Raw genomic sequence first — 18025 nt, 5'->3', positions numbered from 1 at the left:
GCAAAATGAAATGTTTCTTCTGTAATGTGATTTTATGAAAAATATATTTGTTTATAATCGCTTCACGTTTCAGGTTGTCGACTTCGTGAGCAGCGGGCATCGCCTGCTCAAGATAATAGCTGCCGCCGCGTAATACAAACACGGGATTGTCGGCTCGGCGCGAGCCCTTTCCGGGGCGGCCCTCAATCTAAAGGGTGAGTAAATGGGCAAGATCAGGCTAACCATGGCGCAGGCGCTCGTCAGATTCCTCGATAACCAGTATCTGCTGGCCGACGGCGTGGAAACCAAATTCGTCGCGGGCATTTTCGCGATTTTCGGCCACGGCAACGTACTGGGGCTGGGGCAAGCGCTGGAGCAGGATAGCGGCGAGCTGCGGGTGCATCAGGGCCGCAACGAGCAGGGCATGGCCCATGCGGCGATCGGCTTCGCCAAACAGAAGCTGCGCCGGCAGATCTACGCCTGCACTTCATCGGTCGGCCCCGGCGCCGCCAATATGATCACCGCCGCGGCCACCGCAACCGCCAACCGCATTCCTTTATTGCTGCTGCCGGGCGACGTTTACGCTTCCCGCCAGCCGGATCCGGTGCTGCAGCAAATCGAACAATCTTACGATCTCAGTATCAGCACCAACGACGCGTTCCGCGCGGTGAGCAAATACTGGGACCGCATCGTGCGGCCGGAACAGCTGATGAGCGCCTGCATCAACGCGATGCGCGTGCTGACCGATCCGGCGGATACCGGCGCGGTGACGCTGTGTCTGCCGCAGGACGTGCAGGGAGAAGCCTACGACTATCCCGACTATTTCTTCCAAAAACGCGTGCATCGGCTCGATCGCCGCCCGGCGACCGACGGTATGTTGGCGGACGCGCTGGCGCTGCTGACCGCCAAGCGCAAACCGCTGCTGGTGTGCGGCGGCGGCGTGAAATATTCGCAGGCCGGGCGGGCGCTGCGCGAATTCGCCGAGCGCTTCGGCATTCCGTTCGCCGAGACCCAGGCAGGCAAAGGCACGGTGCCGAGCGACCATGAATTCAACCTCGGCGGCATCGGCGAAACCGGCTGCCTGGCGGCCAACACGTTGGCCCGGCAGGCCGATCTGGTGATTGGCGTCGGCACCCGTTACACCGATTTCACCACCTCGTCCAAATGGCTGTTCCAACACCCGGACGTCAGCTTCCTCAATATCAACGTCAGCGCCTTTGACGCCGGCAAGCTCGACGGCGTGCAGGTGCTGGCGGACGCCCGCGAGGCCCTGAGCGAACTGGGCGCGCGGCTGGCGCAGGCTGATTATCGCGCAGGCTGGGGGGACGCCATCGCCGCGGCACGCGGTGCCCAGCGTGAAGAGACCGCGCGGGTTTACGCGGTGGAATACAGCGGCGCGGGCTTTGTGCCGGAGATCGACGATCACCTCGATCGCGAGCGGGTGTTCGCCGAATTTATCGCCCAGACCGACTCGGCGATGACGCAAAGCCGAGTGCTGGGGGTGCTGAATCGCGAGCTGCCGCCGGACAGCGTGATCGTCGCCGCCGCCGGCAGCCTGCCGGGCGACCTGCAGCGGGTGTGGCACAACCGCGGCGAGCACGGTTATCACGTGGAATACGGCTACTCCTGCATGGGGTACGAGGTGAACGCCGCGCTGGGGGTCAAGTTGGCCGAGCCGCAGCGCGAAGTGTACGCGATGGTGGGCGACGGTGCCTTCATGATGCTGCATTCCGAACTGGTCACCTCGATTCAGGAAGGCTGCAAGATCAACGTGGTGCTGTTCGACAACATGACCAACGGCTGCATCAATAATTTGCAGATGGAACACGGCATGGACAGCTACACCACCGAATTCCGCTTCCGCAATCCAGAGGGCGGCAAGCTCGACGGCAAACTGGTGCCGGTCGATTTCGCCATGCTGGCGGCGGCTTACGGCTGTAAAACCTATCGCGTCACCACCGAGCAGCAGCTGCTCGATGCGCTGGCCGACGCCCGCAGGCAGACCGTGTCCACGCTGCTGGACATCAAGGTGCTGCCGAAGACCATGGTGCACAAATATCTCAGCTGGTGGCGCGTGGGCGGCGCTCAGGTGGCCGACAGCGAGAAAATCGTCGCAGTGGCGCGCAAGCTGCAGGAAAACATCGATAAGGCGCGCGATTACTGATTCGTTTTCGAACACAACACACTTTCCAGAGGGTAGCGAAAATGACATTGAACATTGGGGTTATCGGCACCGGCGCCATCGGCCGCGATCATATCCGTCGCTGCAGCAAAGTGTTGCAGGGCGCCCGCGTAGTGGCGGTGAACGACATCAATCGCGACAACGCCGCCAAGGTGGTGAGCGATCTGCAGCTGGATGCGCGGGTGTATGACAACGGCCACGATCTGATCAAGGCCGCCGATGTGCAGGCGGTACTGGTCACCTCTTGGGGGCCGAGCCACGAAGAGTTCGTGTTGGCGGCCATCGCCGCCGGCAAACCGGTGTTCTGCGAGAAGCCGCTGGCGGTGACCGCGCAGGGCTGCAAAAACATCGTCGATGCCGAAGCGAAACACGGCAAGCGGCTGGTGCAGGTCGGCTTTATGCGCCCTTATGACCAGGGCTACCGCGCGTTGAAACAGGTGCTGACCAGCGGCCAGATCGGCGAGCCGCTGATGCTGCACTGCGCGCACCGTAACCCGACGGTCGGCGAGGCCTACACCACCGATATGGCGATCACCGACACCCTGATCCACGAAATCGACGTGCTGCGCTGGCTGCTCGACGACGACTATGTGTCGGTGCAGGTGGTGTTCCCGCGCAAGAGCCCGAAGGCGTTCCCGCACCTGAAAGATCCGCAGATTGTGCTGTTTGAAACCGCCAAGGGTACGCGCATCGACGTCGAAATCTTCGTCAACTGCCAGTACGGCTACGACATTCAGTGTGAAGTGGTGGGGGAAACCGGCATCGCCAAACTGCCGGAGCCGTCCTCGGTGCAGATGCGCAGCGGCGCCCGCCTGTCGACCGAAATCCTGACCGACTGGAAAGATCGCTTTATCGACGCCTATGACGTCGAGCTGCAGGGCTTCATCAACGACGTGGCCGCAGGCAAGCTGACCGGGCCTTCCGCCTGGGACGGCTACGCCGCCGCGGTGACCGCCGACGCCTGCGTGGCGGCCCAGCTCAGCGGCGAAATCGTGCCGGTGACCCTGCCGGCGCGCCCGGCGTTTTACAACAAATAACCGGCTTGCACCACGTACCCACGATTGCAGAGGAGTGACCATGAAGATCGCTTTTGATGTCGACGTTATACGGGATTTGGGCGTCACCAAAATGGTTCAACAGGTGGCGGACTGGGGCTACAAATACATCGAGCAGTCACCGCACCCGCAGATCAACCCGTTTTACAAGCATCCGAAGGCTAGCCGCGAAATCATGGCGGAGTATAAAAACGCCCTGAAAGCGACCGGCGTGGAGATCTCCTCATTTATCGTGGTGTATCGCTGGTCCGGGCCGGGCGAAGATCGCCGTCAGGCGGCGGTCAAAAACTGGCGGCGGATGATCGAAATCGCGGTGGAAATGGGCGTGCAGGTGATCAACACCGAATTGGCGGGCAACCCCAACGAACCGGAGATCTGCGAGGAGCTGTGGTATCGCTCGATGGAGGAGCTGCTGCCGATCGTCGAGCGCGAGGGCATCCGTATGGAGATCCAGTCGCACCCGTGGGACTTCTGCGAGCTGAGCAACGAAACCGCCGATCTGGTGAAATCGCTGCGCAGCGACCACGTCAAATACCTCTACAGCGTGCCGCACACCTTCTACTACGACAAGGGGCAGGGCAACGTGGCCGGCATGTTGCAGTACGCCGGGGACGATCTTTCCCACGTGCTGATCGCCGACACCATGAATCACACCAAACATTGCCGTTATATCGTCAACCCGCCGGGCGTTGACGCTGCGGTGCACCAGCACGTCGGCATCGGCGAAGGCGAGGTGAATTTCGACGCCCTGTTCCAGACGCTGCGCGACATGGAATTTGCCAACCGCAGCTTCAAGGTCGGCGGCGAATCGATCATCTGCACCTCGCTGTTCGGCTACCCGGAAAAGATGCCGAGCCAGGCGGTGGCGACCAGAGAGCGCATCGAAAGAGAGCTGTTGGGCAAATAATCTTATTCGGCTCGCCGGCGGCGTTTGCACCGGCGGCCCTCCAAGGACCGAGGCAGACCATGAATAAAGACAACGTGAAATTGGCCATCGCGCCAATCGGCTGGACCAACGACGACATGCCCGATCTGGGCAAGGAAAACACCTTCCAGCAGTGCGTCAGCGAAATGGCGCTGGCCGGCTTCACCGGCAGCGAAGTGGGCAGCAAATACCCGCGCGATCCGGCGGTGCTGAAACCGATGCTGGACATTCGCGGCATCCAGATCTGCAATGCCTGGTTCAGCACCTTTTTCGCCGACGGCCAGAAAGACAAAACCATCGATGAATTTATCAACCATATGAATTTCCTGCATGCCATGGGCGCCAGGGTGATCGGCTGCTCCGAGCAGAGCAAGAGCATTCAGGGTACCACCAAAGGCGTATTCGAAGAGAAGCCGTACTTCAGCGATGAAGAGTGGCAGCGGGTGGCCGACGGTTACAACGAGCTGGCGAAGATCGCCGCCGGCAAAGGCATGCAGGTGTGTCTGCACCACCACATGGGCACCGGCATTCAGACCACGGCCGAAATCGATCGCTACATGAGCATGGTCAACGACGACGTCTACCTGCTGTTCGATACCGGCCACGCCTACTATTCGGAAGGCAGCCAGCAGGCGATGATGGCGATCCTGGAGAAGTATCTGCCGCGCATCAACCACGTCCACCTGAAGGACGTGCGCGATGAGGTGGTGGCGGAAGTGAAGGCCAACAAGCTGAGCTTCCTCGATGGCGTGAAGAAGGGCACCTTCACCGTGCCGGGTGATGGCGTGATCGACTTCAGGCCGGTGTTCAAGCTGCTGGACGAGCGTGGTTACAAAGGGTGGATGGTGGTGGAGGCCGAGCAGGATCCGGCGCTGGCCAACCCGTTCGAGTATGCGGTGAAAGCGCGCCGCTATATTCGGGAAACCGCCGGCATTTAAGCGGCGAGGGTCAAGAAAGATCGAGGGGCGCCGCCGGCGCCCCTTTTTTGATGGCGGCGTGTTAGCCGCCGAGCGTTTGCCAGGTTGCGACCTGGCTGCCCGGCCACGGCGTGGCGGCATGCACGCCACGGGCGATCGCCCGGGCCAGGGTGTCCGCCGCCAGCGCGCCGATTTGCAGCACCGCCAGTTCACGGCTGCCCTGAACCTCGCGCTGCCCGGTGGACAGGGCGAACACGACGTCGCCGTCAAACGGGCTGTGCAGCGGGCGGATGGCGCGCGCCATGCCGTCTTGCGCCATGATGGCTACCCGTTTCAACTCCACCCGCGTCAGCGCCAGATCGGTGGCGATGCAGGCCAGGGTGGTGTTCTTTCTGCCGCCCTGCGGCTCTTGTTCCATCCAGTCTTCGCCCTGCGCACGCAGTTGCGCCAGCGCCGCTGCGCCGCCGTTGCCGAATTCACCGTCAATTTCATAGGGGGTCGCCCAGAAGGCGCGGGTGCCGGGTGCGACCACTGCACCCAAACTGTTGACCGCCACCAGTGCGCCGACGGTAGCGCCATTGGTGGCAATGATAGATGCCGAGCCGAGGCCGCCTTTCAGCTTACCCATGCCGGTCATGGCGCCGTAGCCGGCGCCGACGGTGCCCAGCGGAAAGTCCAATCCGGCCTTGCCGACCGCATCGATGCCCAGTTGGCGATACGGCGGCGTGAGCTGCCAGTTTTTGTCGCCGCCGTTGGCCAGATCGTACAGGCAGGCGGTGGGCACGATAGGGGAGACCGGCACGCCGGGGGCCGGGCGCAGCGCGTAGCCTCGGCCCTGTTGCCCCAGCCAGGCCGCGACGCCGTCCGCCGCCGCCAGGCCGTAAACCGAGCCGCCGCTGAACGTCAGCGCATCGACGGTCTGCACCAAATTGTCTTCACCCAGCGCGTCAGTTTCCCGGGTGGCGGGGCCGCCGCCGCGCACGTCCACGGCGGCGATCGCCGGGCTGTCCGGCAGGATAACCGTCGCGCCGGTACGCACCCGGCTGTCCTGCGCCACGCCGACCTTCAGGCCCGGCACATCGGTAATCAGGTTGCGGGCGCCTGGGCGCCCGGCGGCGGAAGTTGGCATAGCGGCACCTAATGGGGTGAGAGGAGAGAATATGCCGGCGGCGGTCAGGCCGGCCAGCGCTTGTAAAAAGGTTCGGCGGTTGATGCACAGGGGCCGGCGCAGCGGCCCCTGCGGGTGAGGACGATTACGCATCGCCGTGCGGCTGCCCGGAGCGCAAACGGGCCATATGGTAGGCGTCGACCAGCACACCGTCGCGCATGGCATAGGCGCGGCTGGTGCCCTCTATCTCGAAACCGAATTTGCGGTACAGCGCAATGGCCGCCGGGTTGTCGGTGAACACCGTCAGCTCGATGCGCTCGATGGCCGCCCAGTTGTCGCACAGATCAATCATCGCCTGCATCAGGCGGCTGCCGACGCCTTTGCCGTGGTAGCGCGGATCGACGCCGATGCCGAAGGTGGCCACATGGCGGCGGCGCACGCGCTGATTCAGCATGACGGCCAACTGGCCGGCAAGCTGCCCGTCGATGAAGGCCGCCAGGTTATGCGTACCCGGTTCGGGATTGGCGAGGCGCTTCTGCCAGGACTCGACGGACGGTAGCGGGAGCTGCAGCGTATCGCGATAGACGGGCGTCTGAGAATAAAGATGATGCAGAGCCTGCGCATCCGTCGTTTCCACGTGGCGTATCACGATCTCGCTCATCTCGCTGCTCCTGTTGCTTACCGGTTGAATAACCTCTGAATTTATCCGTTTACTGCCTTGAGTCAATATTATTTGAACGGGTCAAAAAAAACACTTTACAGGTGCGAATGATAATGATTATTATTGCGATGCGTTCCGGGGAGGGCATCAACCCTTGATACTCTCGCTGCGAAGGCACGACATTGCTCACATTGCTTCCAGTGTTTACTTAGCCAGCTCGGGTGCTGGCTTTTTTTTTGCCCTTTTTTAACCGCTTCCGCCTTCAACAAATCCGTTGCCCATCCGCCGTTTCATTCCATCGAAATTTTTGAACAGAGGCATGAGTTTTTTACGCTTTCTTATTCTGCCCGCAGGACTAGACTGTAAAAAAACATTGAGGAGAGTTGAATATGATTTATGTACGTAAAGCGGATGACCGCGGCCACGCCAATCATGGCTGGCTGGATAGCTGGCACACCTTCTCATTTGCCGACTACTACGATCCGAACTTTATGGGGTTCTCGGCGCTGCGTGTGATCAACGAAGACGTGATCGACGCGGGGCAGGGTTTCGGTACCCACCCGCATAAAGACATGGAAATCCTGACCTACGTGCTGAGCGGCACGGTGGAGCATCAGGACAGCATGGGCAACAAGGAGCAGATCCAGGCCGGCGAATTCCAGATCATGAGCGCGGGCACCGGGGTACGTCACTCCGAGTACAATGCCAATCAGGATCGTCCGCTGCACCTGTATCAGATTTGGATCATTCCGGATCAGGTCGGGCTGGAGCCGCGCTACGAGCAGCGCATGTTCGACGCGCCGCAGGGTCGTCAGCTGGTGCTGTCGCCGGATGCGCGCGACGGCTCGCTGAAGGTGTTCCAGGACATGACGCTGTCGCGTTGGGCGTTGAATAAAGGCGAGCAGGGTGAGTATCCGATCGCCGCCGGCCGTCGCGTTTGGATCCAGGTGGTGCGCGGCAAGGTCTCGGTCAACGGCGAGGCCGCCGGCATCAGCGACGCATTCGCGGTGTGGGATGAATCGGCGCTGACGATTCAGGCCGACGAAGAGAGCGAAATCCTGCTGTTCGATCTGCCGCCGGTGTGATTAAGCGGCAAATTTCAAGGGCTCACGATGTGAGCCCTTGAGGTTAACGACAAGCCTGATGACGTTGCCCGACTGAAAGCCGGCAGCATATAAAAACAAGGAAAATCAATTTATTGATTTTCGGCTGACAATCACAAAGGGGAAAAACCACGCTTTTTCCCCTTTGTCACCGTATGAAGGGTTCACGATGTGAGCCCTTTTTGCGTTGGCCGTCGCATAACCGACAATATCGGCCCGCCGTTTTTTTTGCTAAAATGACTGCCCATTCACGGTTAGTCAGTTCATTGATAATGAAGAAAAAACGGCCGGTACTCCAGGATGTGGCGGACAAGGTGGGCGTGACCAAGATGACGGTGAGCCGTTATCTGCGCAATCCCGACCAGGTTTCTGCCGCCCTGCAGCAAAAAATCGCCGTCGCGCTGGATGAGCTGGGCTACATCCCCAACCGCGCGCCGGACATCCTCTCCAACGCCACCAGCCGGGCGATTGGCGTGCTGTTGCCGTCATTGACCAACCAGGTGTTCGCCGAAGTGCTGCGCGGCATCGAAAGCGTTACCGACGCGCACAACTACCAGACCATGCTGGCGCACTATGGCTACCTGCCGGAGCGTGAAGAAGAGCGTTTGACCTCGCTGCTTTCTTACAATATCGACGGCCTGATCCTGTCTGAGCGCCATCACACGCCGCGCACCCTGAAAATGATCGAGGTGGCGGGCATTCCGGTGGTGGAGCTGATGGACTGCGTCTCGCCGTGCATCGATCTGGCGGTGGGCTTCAACAACTTCGAGGCGGCGCGCCAGATGACCCAGCAGATCATCGCGCACGGCCACCGTCACGTGGTCTATTTCGGCGCCCGTCAGGATGAGCGTACCATCATCAAGCAGCAGGGGTATGAGCAGGCGATGCGCGAATCCGGCCTGGAGCCGTACAGCATCATGACCGCGCGCTCTTCCTCCTATTCTGCCGGCGGTGAGCTGCTGCGCCTGGCGCAGCGCGACTACCCGCAGATCGACAGTATCTTCTGCACCAACGACGACCTGGCGATCGGTGCGGCCTTCGAGTGCCAGCGGCAGGGGCTGTCGATCCCGCAGGACATGGCGATCGCCGGTTTCCACGGCCATGATATCGGCCAGGTGATGGTGCCGAAGCTGGCCAGCGTGCTGACACCGCGCGAACGCATGGGGCAGATCGGCGCCGAGCGCTTGCTGGCCCGGCTGCGCGGCGAAACGGTGTGCCCGAGCATGGTGGACGTCGGTTTCACCGTGATCCCCGGCGGCAGTATCTGAGCCATTTTAACGTTCTGTTTTAACACCCTTTCTTTTTGCAGCGCGCCCTGAGGCGCGCGGGCTATCCCGCCTGTAAGCCCGCCGCTCGTTGCCGGCATAAGTTTGATCTCTGTCCCAGAACGCGAATTTTAGCCGCTTACCCGGTTCCGGTACTTATTCTGTTACCGGTATCATGATACCGGTAACAACGAGCGTGCGGTCATCTTGCTGCAAGACTGAACCTCTGACTCAACAACACCTACAGCTCTTCTTAAACACCGGGAAAGAGCCTAAAAATAAAACAACCGCACGCTTTACGCCTATCGTAAAGAGAGTCGCGATAAAAGGTTGGAGAAAAATTATGCCATTAGTGATTGTTGCAGGCGGCGTAGCGCTGCTGCTGCTGCTGATGATCCGCTTCAAGCTGAACGGCTTTATCTCTCTGGTGCTGGTTGCTCTGGCGGTCGGGATCGCACAGGGTATGCCGGTCGATAAAGTCATCGGCTCCATCAAGGCTGGCGTGGGCGGCACGTTGGGCAGCCTGGCGCTGATCATGGGCTTCGGCGCCATGCTCGGCAAACTGCTGGCGGACTGCGGCGGCGCGCAGCGCATCGCCACCACGCTGATCGACAAGTTCGGCAGAAAACATATTCAATGGGCGGTGGTGCTGACCGGCTTCACCGTCGGCTTCGCGCTGTTCTACGAAGTGGGCTTCGTGCTGCTGCTGCCGCTGGTGTTCACCATCGCCGCCTCCGCGCGCATCCCGCTGCTGTACGTCGGCGTGCCGATGGCCGCCGCGCTGTCGGTGACTCACGGCTTCCTGCCGCCGCACCCGGGTCCGACCGCCATCGCCACCATCTTCCATGCCGATATGGGTAAAACCCTGCTGTACGGCACGCTGCTGGCGATCCCGACGGTGATCCTGGCCGGCCCGGTCTATGCCCGCTTCCTGAAAGGCATCGACAAGCCGGTGCCGGAAGGCCTGTACAACCCGAAAACCTTTACCGAAGCAGAGATGCCGAGCTTCGGCGTCAGCGTCGCCACGTCGCTGGTGCCGGTGATCCTGATGGCGCTGCGCGCGGTCGCTGAAATGGTGCTGCCGAAGGGCCACAGCCTGCTGCGCTTCGCCGAGTTCTTCGGCGACCCGGTGATGGCGACCCTGATCGCCGTGCTGATCGCCATCTTCACCTTCGGCCTGAACCGCGGCCGCACCATGGATGAAGTGATGGGCACCATCACCGATTCGATTAAAATCATCGCCATGATGCTGTTGATCATCGGCGGCGGCGGCGCCTTCAAGCAGGTGCTGGTGGACAGCGGCGTCGAGCAGTACATCGCCGGTCTGATGGAAGGCAGCAACGTTTCGCCGATTCTGATGGCCTGGTCGATCGCCGCCGCGCTGCGTCTGGCGCTGGGTTCCGCCACCGTGGCAGCGATCACCGCCGGCGGCATCGTCGCCCCGCTGATCGCCACCACCGGCGTCAGCCCTGAGCTGATGGTGATTGCGGTCGGTTCCGGCAGCGTTATCTTCTCGCACGTTAACGATCCGGGCTTCTGGCTGTTCAAGGAGTACTTCAACCTGAGCATCATGGAAACCATCAAATCCTGGTCGGTGCTGGAAACCATCATCTCGGTGTGCGGCCTGGTGGGCTGCCTGCTGCTGGCGACGGTCGTATAATCGTTATCCGACGCCCTGCGGGGCGTCGGCGTTCCAGAGTATCTTTATCAGTTGGGACGCATTTGGCGCGCTCGCGCCAGTTCCCATAGGGGCATGACACAATGAGTAATCCGCAGAATCACGTATTTATCCTGATGGGGGTGTCCGGCAGCGGCAAATCCGCCGTAGCCAGCACCGTCGCCCACGAGGCCGAGGCCGCCATGCTGGACGGCGATTACCTGCATCCGCGCGCCAACATCAACAAAATGGCTGCCGGGCACGCGCTGGACGACAACGATCGCGCCCCGTGGCTGGCGGCCTTGAACGACGCCATCTTCGCCATGCAACGCACCAATCCGGTGTCGCTGCTGGTGTGTTCGGCGCTGAAAAAAAGCTATCGCGACCGCCTGCGTGAAGGAAATAGCAACCTGCATTTCCTCTACCTGAAAGGCGACAAGGCGGTGATCGAAGAACGCCTGAAGCAGCGGAAAGGTCACTTCTTCAAACCGCAGATGCTGGTTTCGCAGTTCGCCACGCTGGAAGAGCCGGGCGAGCAGGAGCCGGATGTGCAAGCGATCGACATCAACCAGCCGCTGGACGGCGTGGTCGCCGATACGCTCGCCTGCATCAACCGCATCACCGCCCGCTAAGCGCGGGCCGTCGTCGGCGCCGCCAGGCGCCTACAGCTTCATGTAAGCCCGTATGCCGTCCAGGAACATCTGGGTCGACAGCATCACCAGAATCAGCCCCATCAACCGTTCCAGCGCGCTGACACCTTTGCTGCCCAGCAGGCGCAGGAACAGGTTCGACATCAACAAAATGGCCGCAGAGAGGCCCCAGGCGATCAACAGCGCCGCCACCAGATGGGGCAGCTGATGCGGATACTGGTGCGACAGCAGCATCAGCGCCGCCAGAATCGACGGCCCGGCCACCAGCGGGATCGCCAGCGGCACCAGGAAGGGCTCCTCGCCGGCGGACAGCCCGGAGCTGTTGCCCTCCTGAGACGGGAAAATCATCTTGATGGCGATCAGAAACAGGATGATGCCGCCGGAAATGGAGACGGTTTCAGTGCGCAGGTTGAGGAACGCCAGAATTTTCTCGCCGGCGAACAGGAAGATCAGCATCAGCAGCAGGGCGATCAGCAGCTCGCGGATCAGCACCACCCGGCGCCTGCGCGGCTCCAGGTGTTTGAGCACCGACATGAAAATCGGCAGATTGCCCAGCGGATCCATAATTAAAAACAGCAATACCGTAGCGGAAATCATCTCTGTCATGGTGACCTCGTGATCGGGAAAACGCCTCGGCCTTTCCGGCCGCGTCCTTGCCTATAAGAAGGATTGCTGAGAAATCCCCAGCCATCGAATAAATTCACTTTGCGCCCGCGCCGACATTTTGTAAGGTGAGGAGATATTGCACACAACTCGTTATCACCTACATAAGCCCTTATCCGGGCGGGACACAGATATTATGAAAAACGTTGGTTTTATCGGTTGGCGCGGAATGGTCGGCTCGGTTCTCATGCAACGCATGACGGAAGAGCGCGATTTCGACGCCATTCGCCCGGTCTTTTTCTCCACCTCGCAGCACGGTTCCGCCGCGCCGGCCTTCGGCGGCCAGCAGGGCACGCTGCAGGATGCGTATGACATCGACGCGCTGAGCGCGCTCGATATCATTATTACCTGTCAGGGCGGCGATTATACCAACGAAGTTTATCCTAAGCTGCGCGCCAGTGGTTGGCAGGGGTACTGGATTGACGCGGCCTCTTCGCTGCGCATGCAGGACGACGCCATCATTATCCTGGATCCGGTCAACCACGCGGTGATTCAGCAGGGCCTGGACAAAGGCATCAAAACCTTCGTCGGCGGCAACTGCACCGTCAGCCTGATGCTGATGTCGCTCGGCGGTCTGTTCGCCAACGATCTGGTGGAGTGGGCGTCGGTCGCCACTTACCAGGCGGCTTCCGGCGGCGGCGCGCGCCACATGCGCGAGCTGCTGACCCAGATGGGCATGCTGCATGCCGACGTGGCGAAGGAGCTGCAGGACCCGGCTTCCGCCATTCTGGATATCGAACGCAAGGTGACCGAGGCCACCCGCAGCGGCAAACTGCCGACCGATAACTTCGGCGTGCCGCTGGCCGGCAGCCTGATCCCGTGGATCGACAAGCAACTCGACAACGGCCAGAGCCGTGAAGAGTGGAAAGGCCAGGCGGAAACCAACAAGATTCTGAACACCGGCAGCGTGATCCCGGTCGATGGTCTGTGCGTGCGCGTTGGCGCGCTGCGTTGCCACAGCCAGGCGTTCACCCTGAAGCTGAAAAAAGACGTGTCGCTGCCGGACATCGAGCAGATGCTGGCGACGCACAACGACTGGGTGCGCGTGATCCCGAACGACCGCGAGCTGACCATGCGCGAACTGACGCCGGCGGCGGTGACCGGTACGCTGAATACGCCGGTCGGCCGTCTGCGCAAGCTGAATATGGGGCCGGAATACCTGTCGGCGTTCACCGTGGGCGACCAACTGCTGTGGGGCGCGGCCGAGCCGCTGCGCCGCATGCTGCGTATCCTGCTGTAAATCCTTGCTTTCAGGGGGCTGGCTGCTTTCAGCCCCCTAAAGCCTTATTTTCCGCTTTTTTGTTCGCCGCGCACCGCGCCGGGCAACGTCACCGCAAGCCTCGTTTCACCGGGCTCTACCCCGCATATCTCCTCGTCGGCCGCCGCATGCAGATGACGGCAGGCTGGCAGTTTTCTTAATGAAGAATTTTCCTGAGCAATGCTGAGCAGTTTTTAACAGACATTGGCTATGCTTAACGCATGGGCGAACAATTTTTCACCATGACTGAAATATTTCAAAAAATAAGCATAAAGAGCGAAATTCAGGTCGGCAGAGTAAAGATTGGTCAATAACCGACCGCAATCACGCTTTGGATACCGAATGCATTGCATGATGACCAAAACGGCCAAGGAATAACCAACAAGCCGTGCTTAGATCATGCTGTTAATCTAAGGAAGAAGACTATGCCTGTACTTCCCGATCGTGACGTGATTGATCAGATCATCTCCGGCCATTACGCCGACCCCTTTGCTCTGCTTGGCATGCATGCGACCGATAACGGTCTGCAGGTGCGCGCGCTGCTGCCGGACGCCGGCGCAGTCTGGCTGGTGGAACAGCAAACCGGCCGGCGGCTGGTGCAGTTGAACTGCGACGATCCGCGCGGCTTCTTCAGTGCCGTGGTGCCGCGGCGCAAAAATCCTTTCCGCTATCAGCTGCAGGTCAGCTGGCGCGATCACCAACAGACGGTCGACGATCCCTATCGGTTCGGCCCGCTGCTGCAGGATATCGACAGCTGGCTGCTGGCCGAGGGCACGCACCTGCGCCCCTATGAACGCCTGGGAGCTCACCTCGCCACGTTGGATGACGTCGACGGCGTCAGCTTTGCCGTTTGGGCGCCCAACGCCCAGCGCGTCTCGGTGGTGGGGGAGTTCAACTTCTGGGACGGCCGCCGCCATCCGATGCGTCTGCGGCGTGAAAACGGCATCTGGGAGCTGTTCCTGCCCGGCGTGCGGGCCGGCCAGTTGTACAAATATGAAATCGTCGATTGCTACGGCAATACCCAACTGAAAGCCGATCCTTACGCCTTCGAGGCGCAGATGCGCCCGGACACCGCCTCGCTGGTGGCGCCGCTGCCGGAGGTGGTGCCGTCGACGCAGGCGCGCCGCCGCGCCAACGATTTTGACCAGCCGATCGCCATCTACGAGGTGCATCTCGGCTCATGGCGCCGCCACACCGATAACCACTTCTGGCTCAGCTACGGCGAGCTGGCGGTGCAGCTTATCGACTATGTGAAGGACATGGGATTCACCCATATCGAGCTGCTGCCGATCAACGAGCACCCGTTCGACGGCAGCTGGGGCTACCAGCCGCTGGGGCTGTATGCGCCGACCCGGCGCTTCGGCACGCCGGCCGATTTCAGGGCGTTCGTGGCGGCGGCGCATGAGGCGGGCATCAACGTGATCCTCGACTGGGTGCCGGGGCACTTCCCGAGCGATGCCTACGGCCTGGCGAATTTCGACGGCACCGCGCTGTACGAATATGCCGATCCGCGCGAGGGCTACCACCAGGACTGGAATACGCTGATCTACAACTACGGCCGCCACGAGGTGCGCAACTACCTGGCGGGCAACGCGCTGTATTGGCTGGAGCGTTTCGGTATCGACGCGCTGCGGGTCGATGCGGTGGCGTCGATGATCTATCGCGATTACAGCCGCGCCGACGGCGAGTGGGTGCCGAATTACTACGGCGGCAACGAGAACCTGGAGGCGATCGCCTTCCTGCGTTATACCAACCAGACTATCGGGCAGGCGCAGCCGGGCGCGGTGACGCTGGCGGAGGAGTCCACCGACTATCCCGGCGTCACCCTGCCGCCGGACGCCAACGGTCTTGGGTTCCACTACAAATGGAACCTCGGCTGGATGCACGACACGCTCAATTACATGAAGTGCGATCCGGTGCACCGCAAGTATCACCACAACCAGATGACCTTCGGCATGCTGTACGCCTATACCGAGAACTTCGTGTTGCCTATCTCGCACGATGAAGTGGTGCACGGCAAAAAATCGATCCTCGACCGCATGCCGGGCGACGCCTGGCAAAAGTTCGCCAACCTGCGCGCCTATTACGGGTTTATGTGGGCGCATCCGGGCAAAAAGCTGCTTTTTATGGGCTGCGAGTTCGCGCAGGGGCGTGAGTGGAATTTCGATACCAGCCTCGACTGGCATTTGCTGGAGGGGTTGGATAACTGGCACAACGGCGTGCAGCGGCTGGTGCGCGATCTGAACCATTGCTACCGGCAGCAGGCGCCGCTGTACGAGCGTGACTACCGCCCGGACGGCTTCGAGTGGCTGGTGGTTGACGATCACGACAATTCGGTGTTCGCCTTCGCGCGCTACGATTCGCAGGGCAATGAGCTGATCGCCATCAGCAACTTTACCCCGGTGCCGCGCTACCGCTACCGCATTGGCCTCTCGCGCGCCGGCGGCTACCGCGAGATCCTCAATACCGATTCGCACCACTATCATGGCAGCAACGCCGGCAATCAGGGGCGGGTCTCTTCCGAAGCGGTCGGCAGCCATGGCCGCGACTTTTCCATCTGCGTGACGCTGCCGCCGCTGGCGACCATTTATTTGCTGCGGGAGGCGTCATGACGGAGCTGACGGCCGGCCTCGCCGCGCCGCTGGGCGCCCATTACGACGGCGAAGGCATCAACTTTACCCTGTATTCGGCGCACGCCGAGCGGGTGGAACTGTGCCTGTTCGACGGCCAGCAGCGCGAGGTGCGCCTGCTGCTGCCGGCGCGCAGCGGCGATATCTGGCATGGCTATTTGCCGGGCGGCAGGCCGGGGCAACGTTACGGTTTCCGCGTCTACGGCCCGTTTGACCCGGCGAACGGGCAGCGTTTCAACCCCAACAAACTGGCGCTCGATCCGGCCGCGCGCGCGGTAGAAGGGCCGGTGGGGGACCACCCGCACCTGCACGGCGGTTATGAGCAACCGGATCCGCACGACAGCGCGGAGCTGATGCCGAAATGCGTGGTGGTGGACGAACGGTACGACTGGCAGGACGATCGCCCGCCCGCCACGCCATGGGGGCAGACGGTGATTTACGAAGCGCACGTGCGCGGCCTGACGCTGCTGCACCCGAAAATCCCGCCGGCGCTGTGCGGCAGTTTCGCCGCGCTGGGGCACCCGGTGATGATCGCCCACTTCAAACGCCTCGGCATCACCGCGCTGGAACTGCTGCCGGTGCAGCAGCATACCTCCGAACCGCGCCTGCAGCGGCTGGGGCTGATCAACTACTGGGGCTATAACGTGCTGGCGCCCTATGCGCCGGACAACCGCTACGCCAGCCTGAGCACCGAGGGCACGCCGCTGAACGAATTTCGCGATGCGGTCAAGGCGCTGCACCAAGCCGGTATCGAGGTGATCCTGGATGTGGTGTTCAACCACAGCGCCGAGCTGGACAGGGACGGGCCGATGCTGTCGCTGAGCGGCATCGATAACCTGAGCTACTACTGGCTGACGCCGGAGGGTGACTACGTCAACGACACCGGCTGCGGCAACACCCTGCGATTGGATCAGCCGCAGGGCGTGGCCTGGGTGATGGATTGCCTGCGTTTTTGGGTACGGGAGTGCCACATCGACGGTTTCCGTTTCGATCTGGGCAGCGTGCTCGGCCGCACGCCGGGGTTCGATCGCGATGCCCCGCTGTTCCAGGCGATGCTGGCGGACGATGTGCTGTCGCGCTGCAAGCTGATCGCCGAACCCTGGGACGTTGGCCCCGGCGGCTATCAGGTGGGGGCGTTTCCCGGCCGCTTCGCCGAATGGAACGACCATTACCGCGACGACATGCGCCGTTTCTGGCTGCAGAGCGGCGTGTCGCTCGGCCAGTTCGCCCGGCGTTTTGCCGCCTCCAGCGATGTGTACAACCAGCGCGGGCGAGCGCCATACGCCACCGTCAACATGCTGACCGCCCATGACGGCTTCACCCTGCAGGACGTGGTCAGCTTCAACGAGAAACACAACCAGCCGAACGGCGAAGGCAACCGCGACGGCAGCGATCGTAATTTCAGCAACAACCACGGTGTGGAAGGCCTGGTCGCCGACGACGCCATTGTGCAACGCCGCAGGGCCAGCCAGCGGGCGATGCTCGCCACGCTGTTGCTGTCCCAGGGAACACCGATGCTGCTGGCCGGCGATGAACAGGGACACAGCCAGCAGGGGAACAACAACGCCTATTGTCAGGACAACGCCACCACCTGGCTCGACTGGTCCACGGCGGATGATGCGCTGACCGACTACGTCGCGGCGCTGATCGCGCTGCGCCGCCAGATCCCCGCGTTGCAACAGGATCGCTGGTGGCAGCAGGACGATGGCTGCGTGCAGTGGCTGAACGCGCAAGGCCAGCCGCTCGACGCGCAGCAGTGGGAGCAGGGCGATCTGCTCATGCAGATCCTGCTGTCGCAGCGCTGGCTGCTGCTGGTCAACGCCACGCCGCAAACGGTGGAGATGAGGTTGCCGGAAGGCGATTGGCAGGTTGTCGCTCCGTTCACTCAGGAAGACTCACGGGCGGTGTTACCCGCCTGGCACCTGGACGCGCGCTCGCTTTGCGTTCTGGTACGGAAATAATAAAAGGAGTC

Annotated in this window: 14 protein-coding genes; 11 read left to right on the top strand and 3 right to left on the bottom strand. The window is 61.6% G+C overall.

Going from position 1 to position 18025, the window contains the following annotated elements; all coding sequences use genetic code 11:
- Positions 1 to 202: 202 nt before the first annotated feature.
- From iolD to iolE, 4 genes are read left to right on the top strand one after another with little or no spacing between them, the layout of a single operon-like run.
- On the top strand, positions 203 to 2143 hold the full coding sequence (gene iolD, locus C9411_RS22840) for a 3D-(3,5/4)-trihydroxycyclohexane-1,2-dione acylhydrolase (decyclizing) (protein ID WP_107227984.1): 1941 nt from the start codon (positions 203 to 205) through the stop codon (positions 2141 to 2143).
- 41 nt (positions 2144 to 2184) lie between these two features.
- Positions 2185 to 3198 carry a Gfo/Idh/MocA family protein gene (locus C9411_RS22835; protein ID WP_033649354.1) on the top strand — a complete coding sequence of 338 codons (1014 nt, stop codon included), beginning with the start codon at positions 2185 to 2187 and terminating at the stop codon, positions 3196 to 3198.
- Between the two features lie 40 nt (positions 3199 to 3238).
- Positions 3239 to 4123 (top strand): sugar phosphate isomerase/epimerase family protein, encoded by an 885-nt coding sequence (locus C9411_RS22830; protein WP_063991722.1) that lies wholly within the window; start codon positions 3239 to 3241, stop codon positions 4121 to 4123.
- A 59-nt stretch (positions 4124 to 4182) separates the two neighbouring features.
- Positions 4183 to 5079, top strand: coding sequence for a myo-inosose-2 dehydratase (iolE, locus tag C9411_RS22825; protein ID WP_019455194.1), 897 nt, complete (start codon positions 4183 to 4185; stop codon positions 5077 to 5079).
- A gap of 61 nt (positions 5080 to 5140) precedes the next feature.
- Here iolE and C9411_RS22820 read toward each other — a convergent pair whose 3' ends face one another.
- A complete protein-coding gene (locus C9411_RS22820) occupies positions 5141 to 6319 on the bottom strand; it encodes a P1 family peptidase (RefSeq protein ID WP_107227983.1) in 1179 nt (392 codons plus the stop codon).
- Complete coding sequence (locus C9411_RS22815) at positions 6312 to 6827, bottom strand: GNAT family N-acetyltransferase (protein WP_060441401.1); 516 nt, start codon at positions 6825 to 6827, stop codon at positions 6312 to 6314. Before C9411_RS22815 ends, C9411_RS22820 begins: the two co-directional genes overlap by 8 nt.
- 389 nt (positions 6828 to 7216) lie before the next feature.
- On the opposite strand from C9411_RS22815, the gene C9411_RS22810 reads away from it, so the two are divergent.
- The 4 genes from C9411_RS22810 (at position 7217) to gntK (ending at position 11484) form a co-directional block, all read left to right on the top strand.
- Positions 7217 to 7912 (top strand): pirin family protein, encoded by a 696-nt coding sequence (locus C9411_RS22810; RefSeq protein WP_107227982.1) that lies wholly within the window; start codon positions 7217 to 7219, stop codon positions 7910 to 7912.
- A gap of 290 nt (positions 7913 to 8202) precedes the next feature.
- Positions 8203 to 9198, top strand: coding sequence for a gluconate operon transcriptional repressor GntR (gntR, locus tag C9411_RS22805; protein WP_107227981.1), 996 nt, complete (start codon positions 8203 to 8205; stop codon positions 9196 to 9198).
- Between the two features lie 340 nt (positions 9199 to 9538).
- Positions 9539 to 10855: a gluconate transporter gene (gene gntT, locus C9411_RS22800; RefSeq protein ID WP_033636339.1), complete on the top strand. Its 1317-nt coding sequence runs from the start codon at positions 9539 to 9541 to the stop codon at positions 10853 to 10855.
- Between the two features lie 101 nt (positions 10856 to 10956).
- A complete protein-coding gene (gene gntK / locus C9411_RS22795; protein ID WP_063991718.1) occupies positions 10957 to 11484 on the top strand; it encodes a gluconokinase in 528 nt (175 codons plus the stop codon).
- A gap of 30 nt (positions 11485 to 11514) precedes the next feature.
- Here gntK and C9411_RS22790 read toward each other — a convergent pair whose 3' ends face one another.
- Positions 11515 to 12108, bottom strand: coding sequence for a YhgN family NAAT transporter (locus C9411_RS22790; RefSeq protein ID WP_060431488.1), 594 nt, complete (start codon positions 12106 to 12108; stop codon positions 11515 to 11517).
- A gap of 193 nt (positions 12109 to 12301) precedes the next feature.
- Between C9411_RS22790 and asd the strand changes: the two genes are divergently transcribed.
- The 3 genes from asd to glgX all read left to right on the top strand — a co-directional run bounded on the left by asd (position 12302) and on the right by glgX (position 18014).
- Complete coding sequence (gene asd, locus C9411_RS22785) at positions 12302 to 13405, top strand: aspartate-semialdehyde dehydrogenase (protein ID WP_049205578.1); 1104 nt, start codon at positions 12302 to 12304, stop codon at positions 13403 to 13405.
- Between the two features lie 443 nt (positions 13406 to 13848).
- On the top strand, positions 13849 to 16035 hold the full coding sequence (glgB, locus tag C9411_RS22780; RefSeq protein ID WP_063991717.1) for a 1,4-alpha-glucan branching protein GlgB: 2187 nt from the start codon (positions 13849 to 13851) through the stop codon (positions 16033 to 16035).
- Positions 16032 to 18014, top strand: a complete 1983-nt coding sequence (gene glgX / locus C9411_RS22775; RefSeq protein ID WP_107227980.1) for a glycogen debranching protein GlgX — start codon at positions 16032 to 16034, stop codon at positions 18012 to 18014. The genes glgB and glgX overlap by 4 nt, the downstream gene beginning before the upstream one ends.
- Positions 18015 to 18025: the final 11 nt, after the last annotated feature.

The sequence above is a fragment of the Serratia sp. Nf2 genome (assembly GCF_003028435.1).
GTDB lineage: Bacteria > Pseudomonadota > Gammaproteobacteria > Enterobacterales > Enterobacteriaceae > Serratia > Serratia marcescens_L.
The sequence above is the reverse complement of the archived record's forward strand: the minus strand, read 5'-3'. Positions and strand labels throughout refer to the sequence as shown.

Excerpts from the sequence above, each read along its gene's own strand:
- C9411_RS22790 (WP_060431488.1), bottom strand. The coding sequence starts at position 12,108 with ATGACAGAGATGATTTCCGCTACGGTATTGCTGTTTTTAATTATGGAT.
- gntR (WP_107227981.1), top strand. The coding sequence starts at position 8,203 with ATGAAGAAAAAACGGCCGGTACTCCAGGATGTGGCGGACAAGGTGGGC.
- C9411_RS22835 (WP_033649354.1), top strand. The coding sequence starts at position 2,185 with ATGACATTGAACATTGGGGTTATCGGCACCGGCGCCATCGGCCGCGAT.
- asd (WP_049205578.1), top strand. The coding sequence starts at position 12,302 with ATGAAAAACGTTGGTTTTATCGGTTGGCGCGGAATGGTCGGCTCGGTT.
- gntT (WP_033636339.1), top strand. The coding sequence starts at position 9,539 with ATGCCATTAGTGATTGTTGCAGGCGGCGTAGCGCTGCTGCTGCTGCTG.
- glgX (WP_107227980.1), top strand. The coding sequence starts at position 16,032 with ATGACGGAGCTGACGGCCGGCCTCGCCGCGCCGCTGGGCGCCCATTAC.
- C9411_RS22815 (WP_060441401.1), bottom strand. The coding sequence starts at position 6,827 with ATGAGCGAGATCGTGATACGCCACGTGGAAACGACGGATGCGCAGGCT.
- iolD (WP_107227984.1), top strand. The coding sequence starts at position 203 with ATGGGCAAGATCAGGCTAACCATGGCGCAGGCGCTCGTCAGATTCCTC.
- C9411_RS22810 (WP_107227982.1), top strand. The coding sequence starts at position 7,217 with ATGATTTATGTACGTAAAGCGGATGACCGCGGCCACGCCAATCATGGC.
- C9411_RS22830 (WP_063991722.1), top strand. The coding sequence starts at position 3,239 with ATGAAGATCGCTTTTGATGTCGACGTTATACGGGATTTGGGCGTCACC.
- glgB (WP_063991717.1), top strand. The coding sequence starts at position 13,849 with ATGCCTGTACTTCCCGATCGTGACGTGATTGATCAGATCATCTCCGGC.
- iolE (WP_019455194.1), top strand. The coding sequence starts at position 4,183 with ATGAATAAAGACAACGTGAAATTGGCCATCGCGCCAATCGGCTGGACC.
- C9411_RS22820 (WP_107227983.1), bottom strand. The coding sequence starts at position 6,319 with ATGCGTAATCGTCCTCACCCGCAGGGGCCGCTGCGCCGGCCCCTGTGC.
- gntK (WP_063991718.1), top strand. The coding sequence starts at position 10,957 with ATGAGTAATCCGCAGAATCACGTATTTATCCTGATGGGGGTGTCCGGC.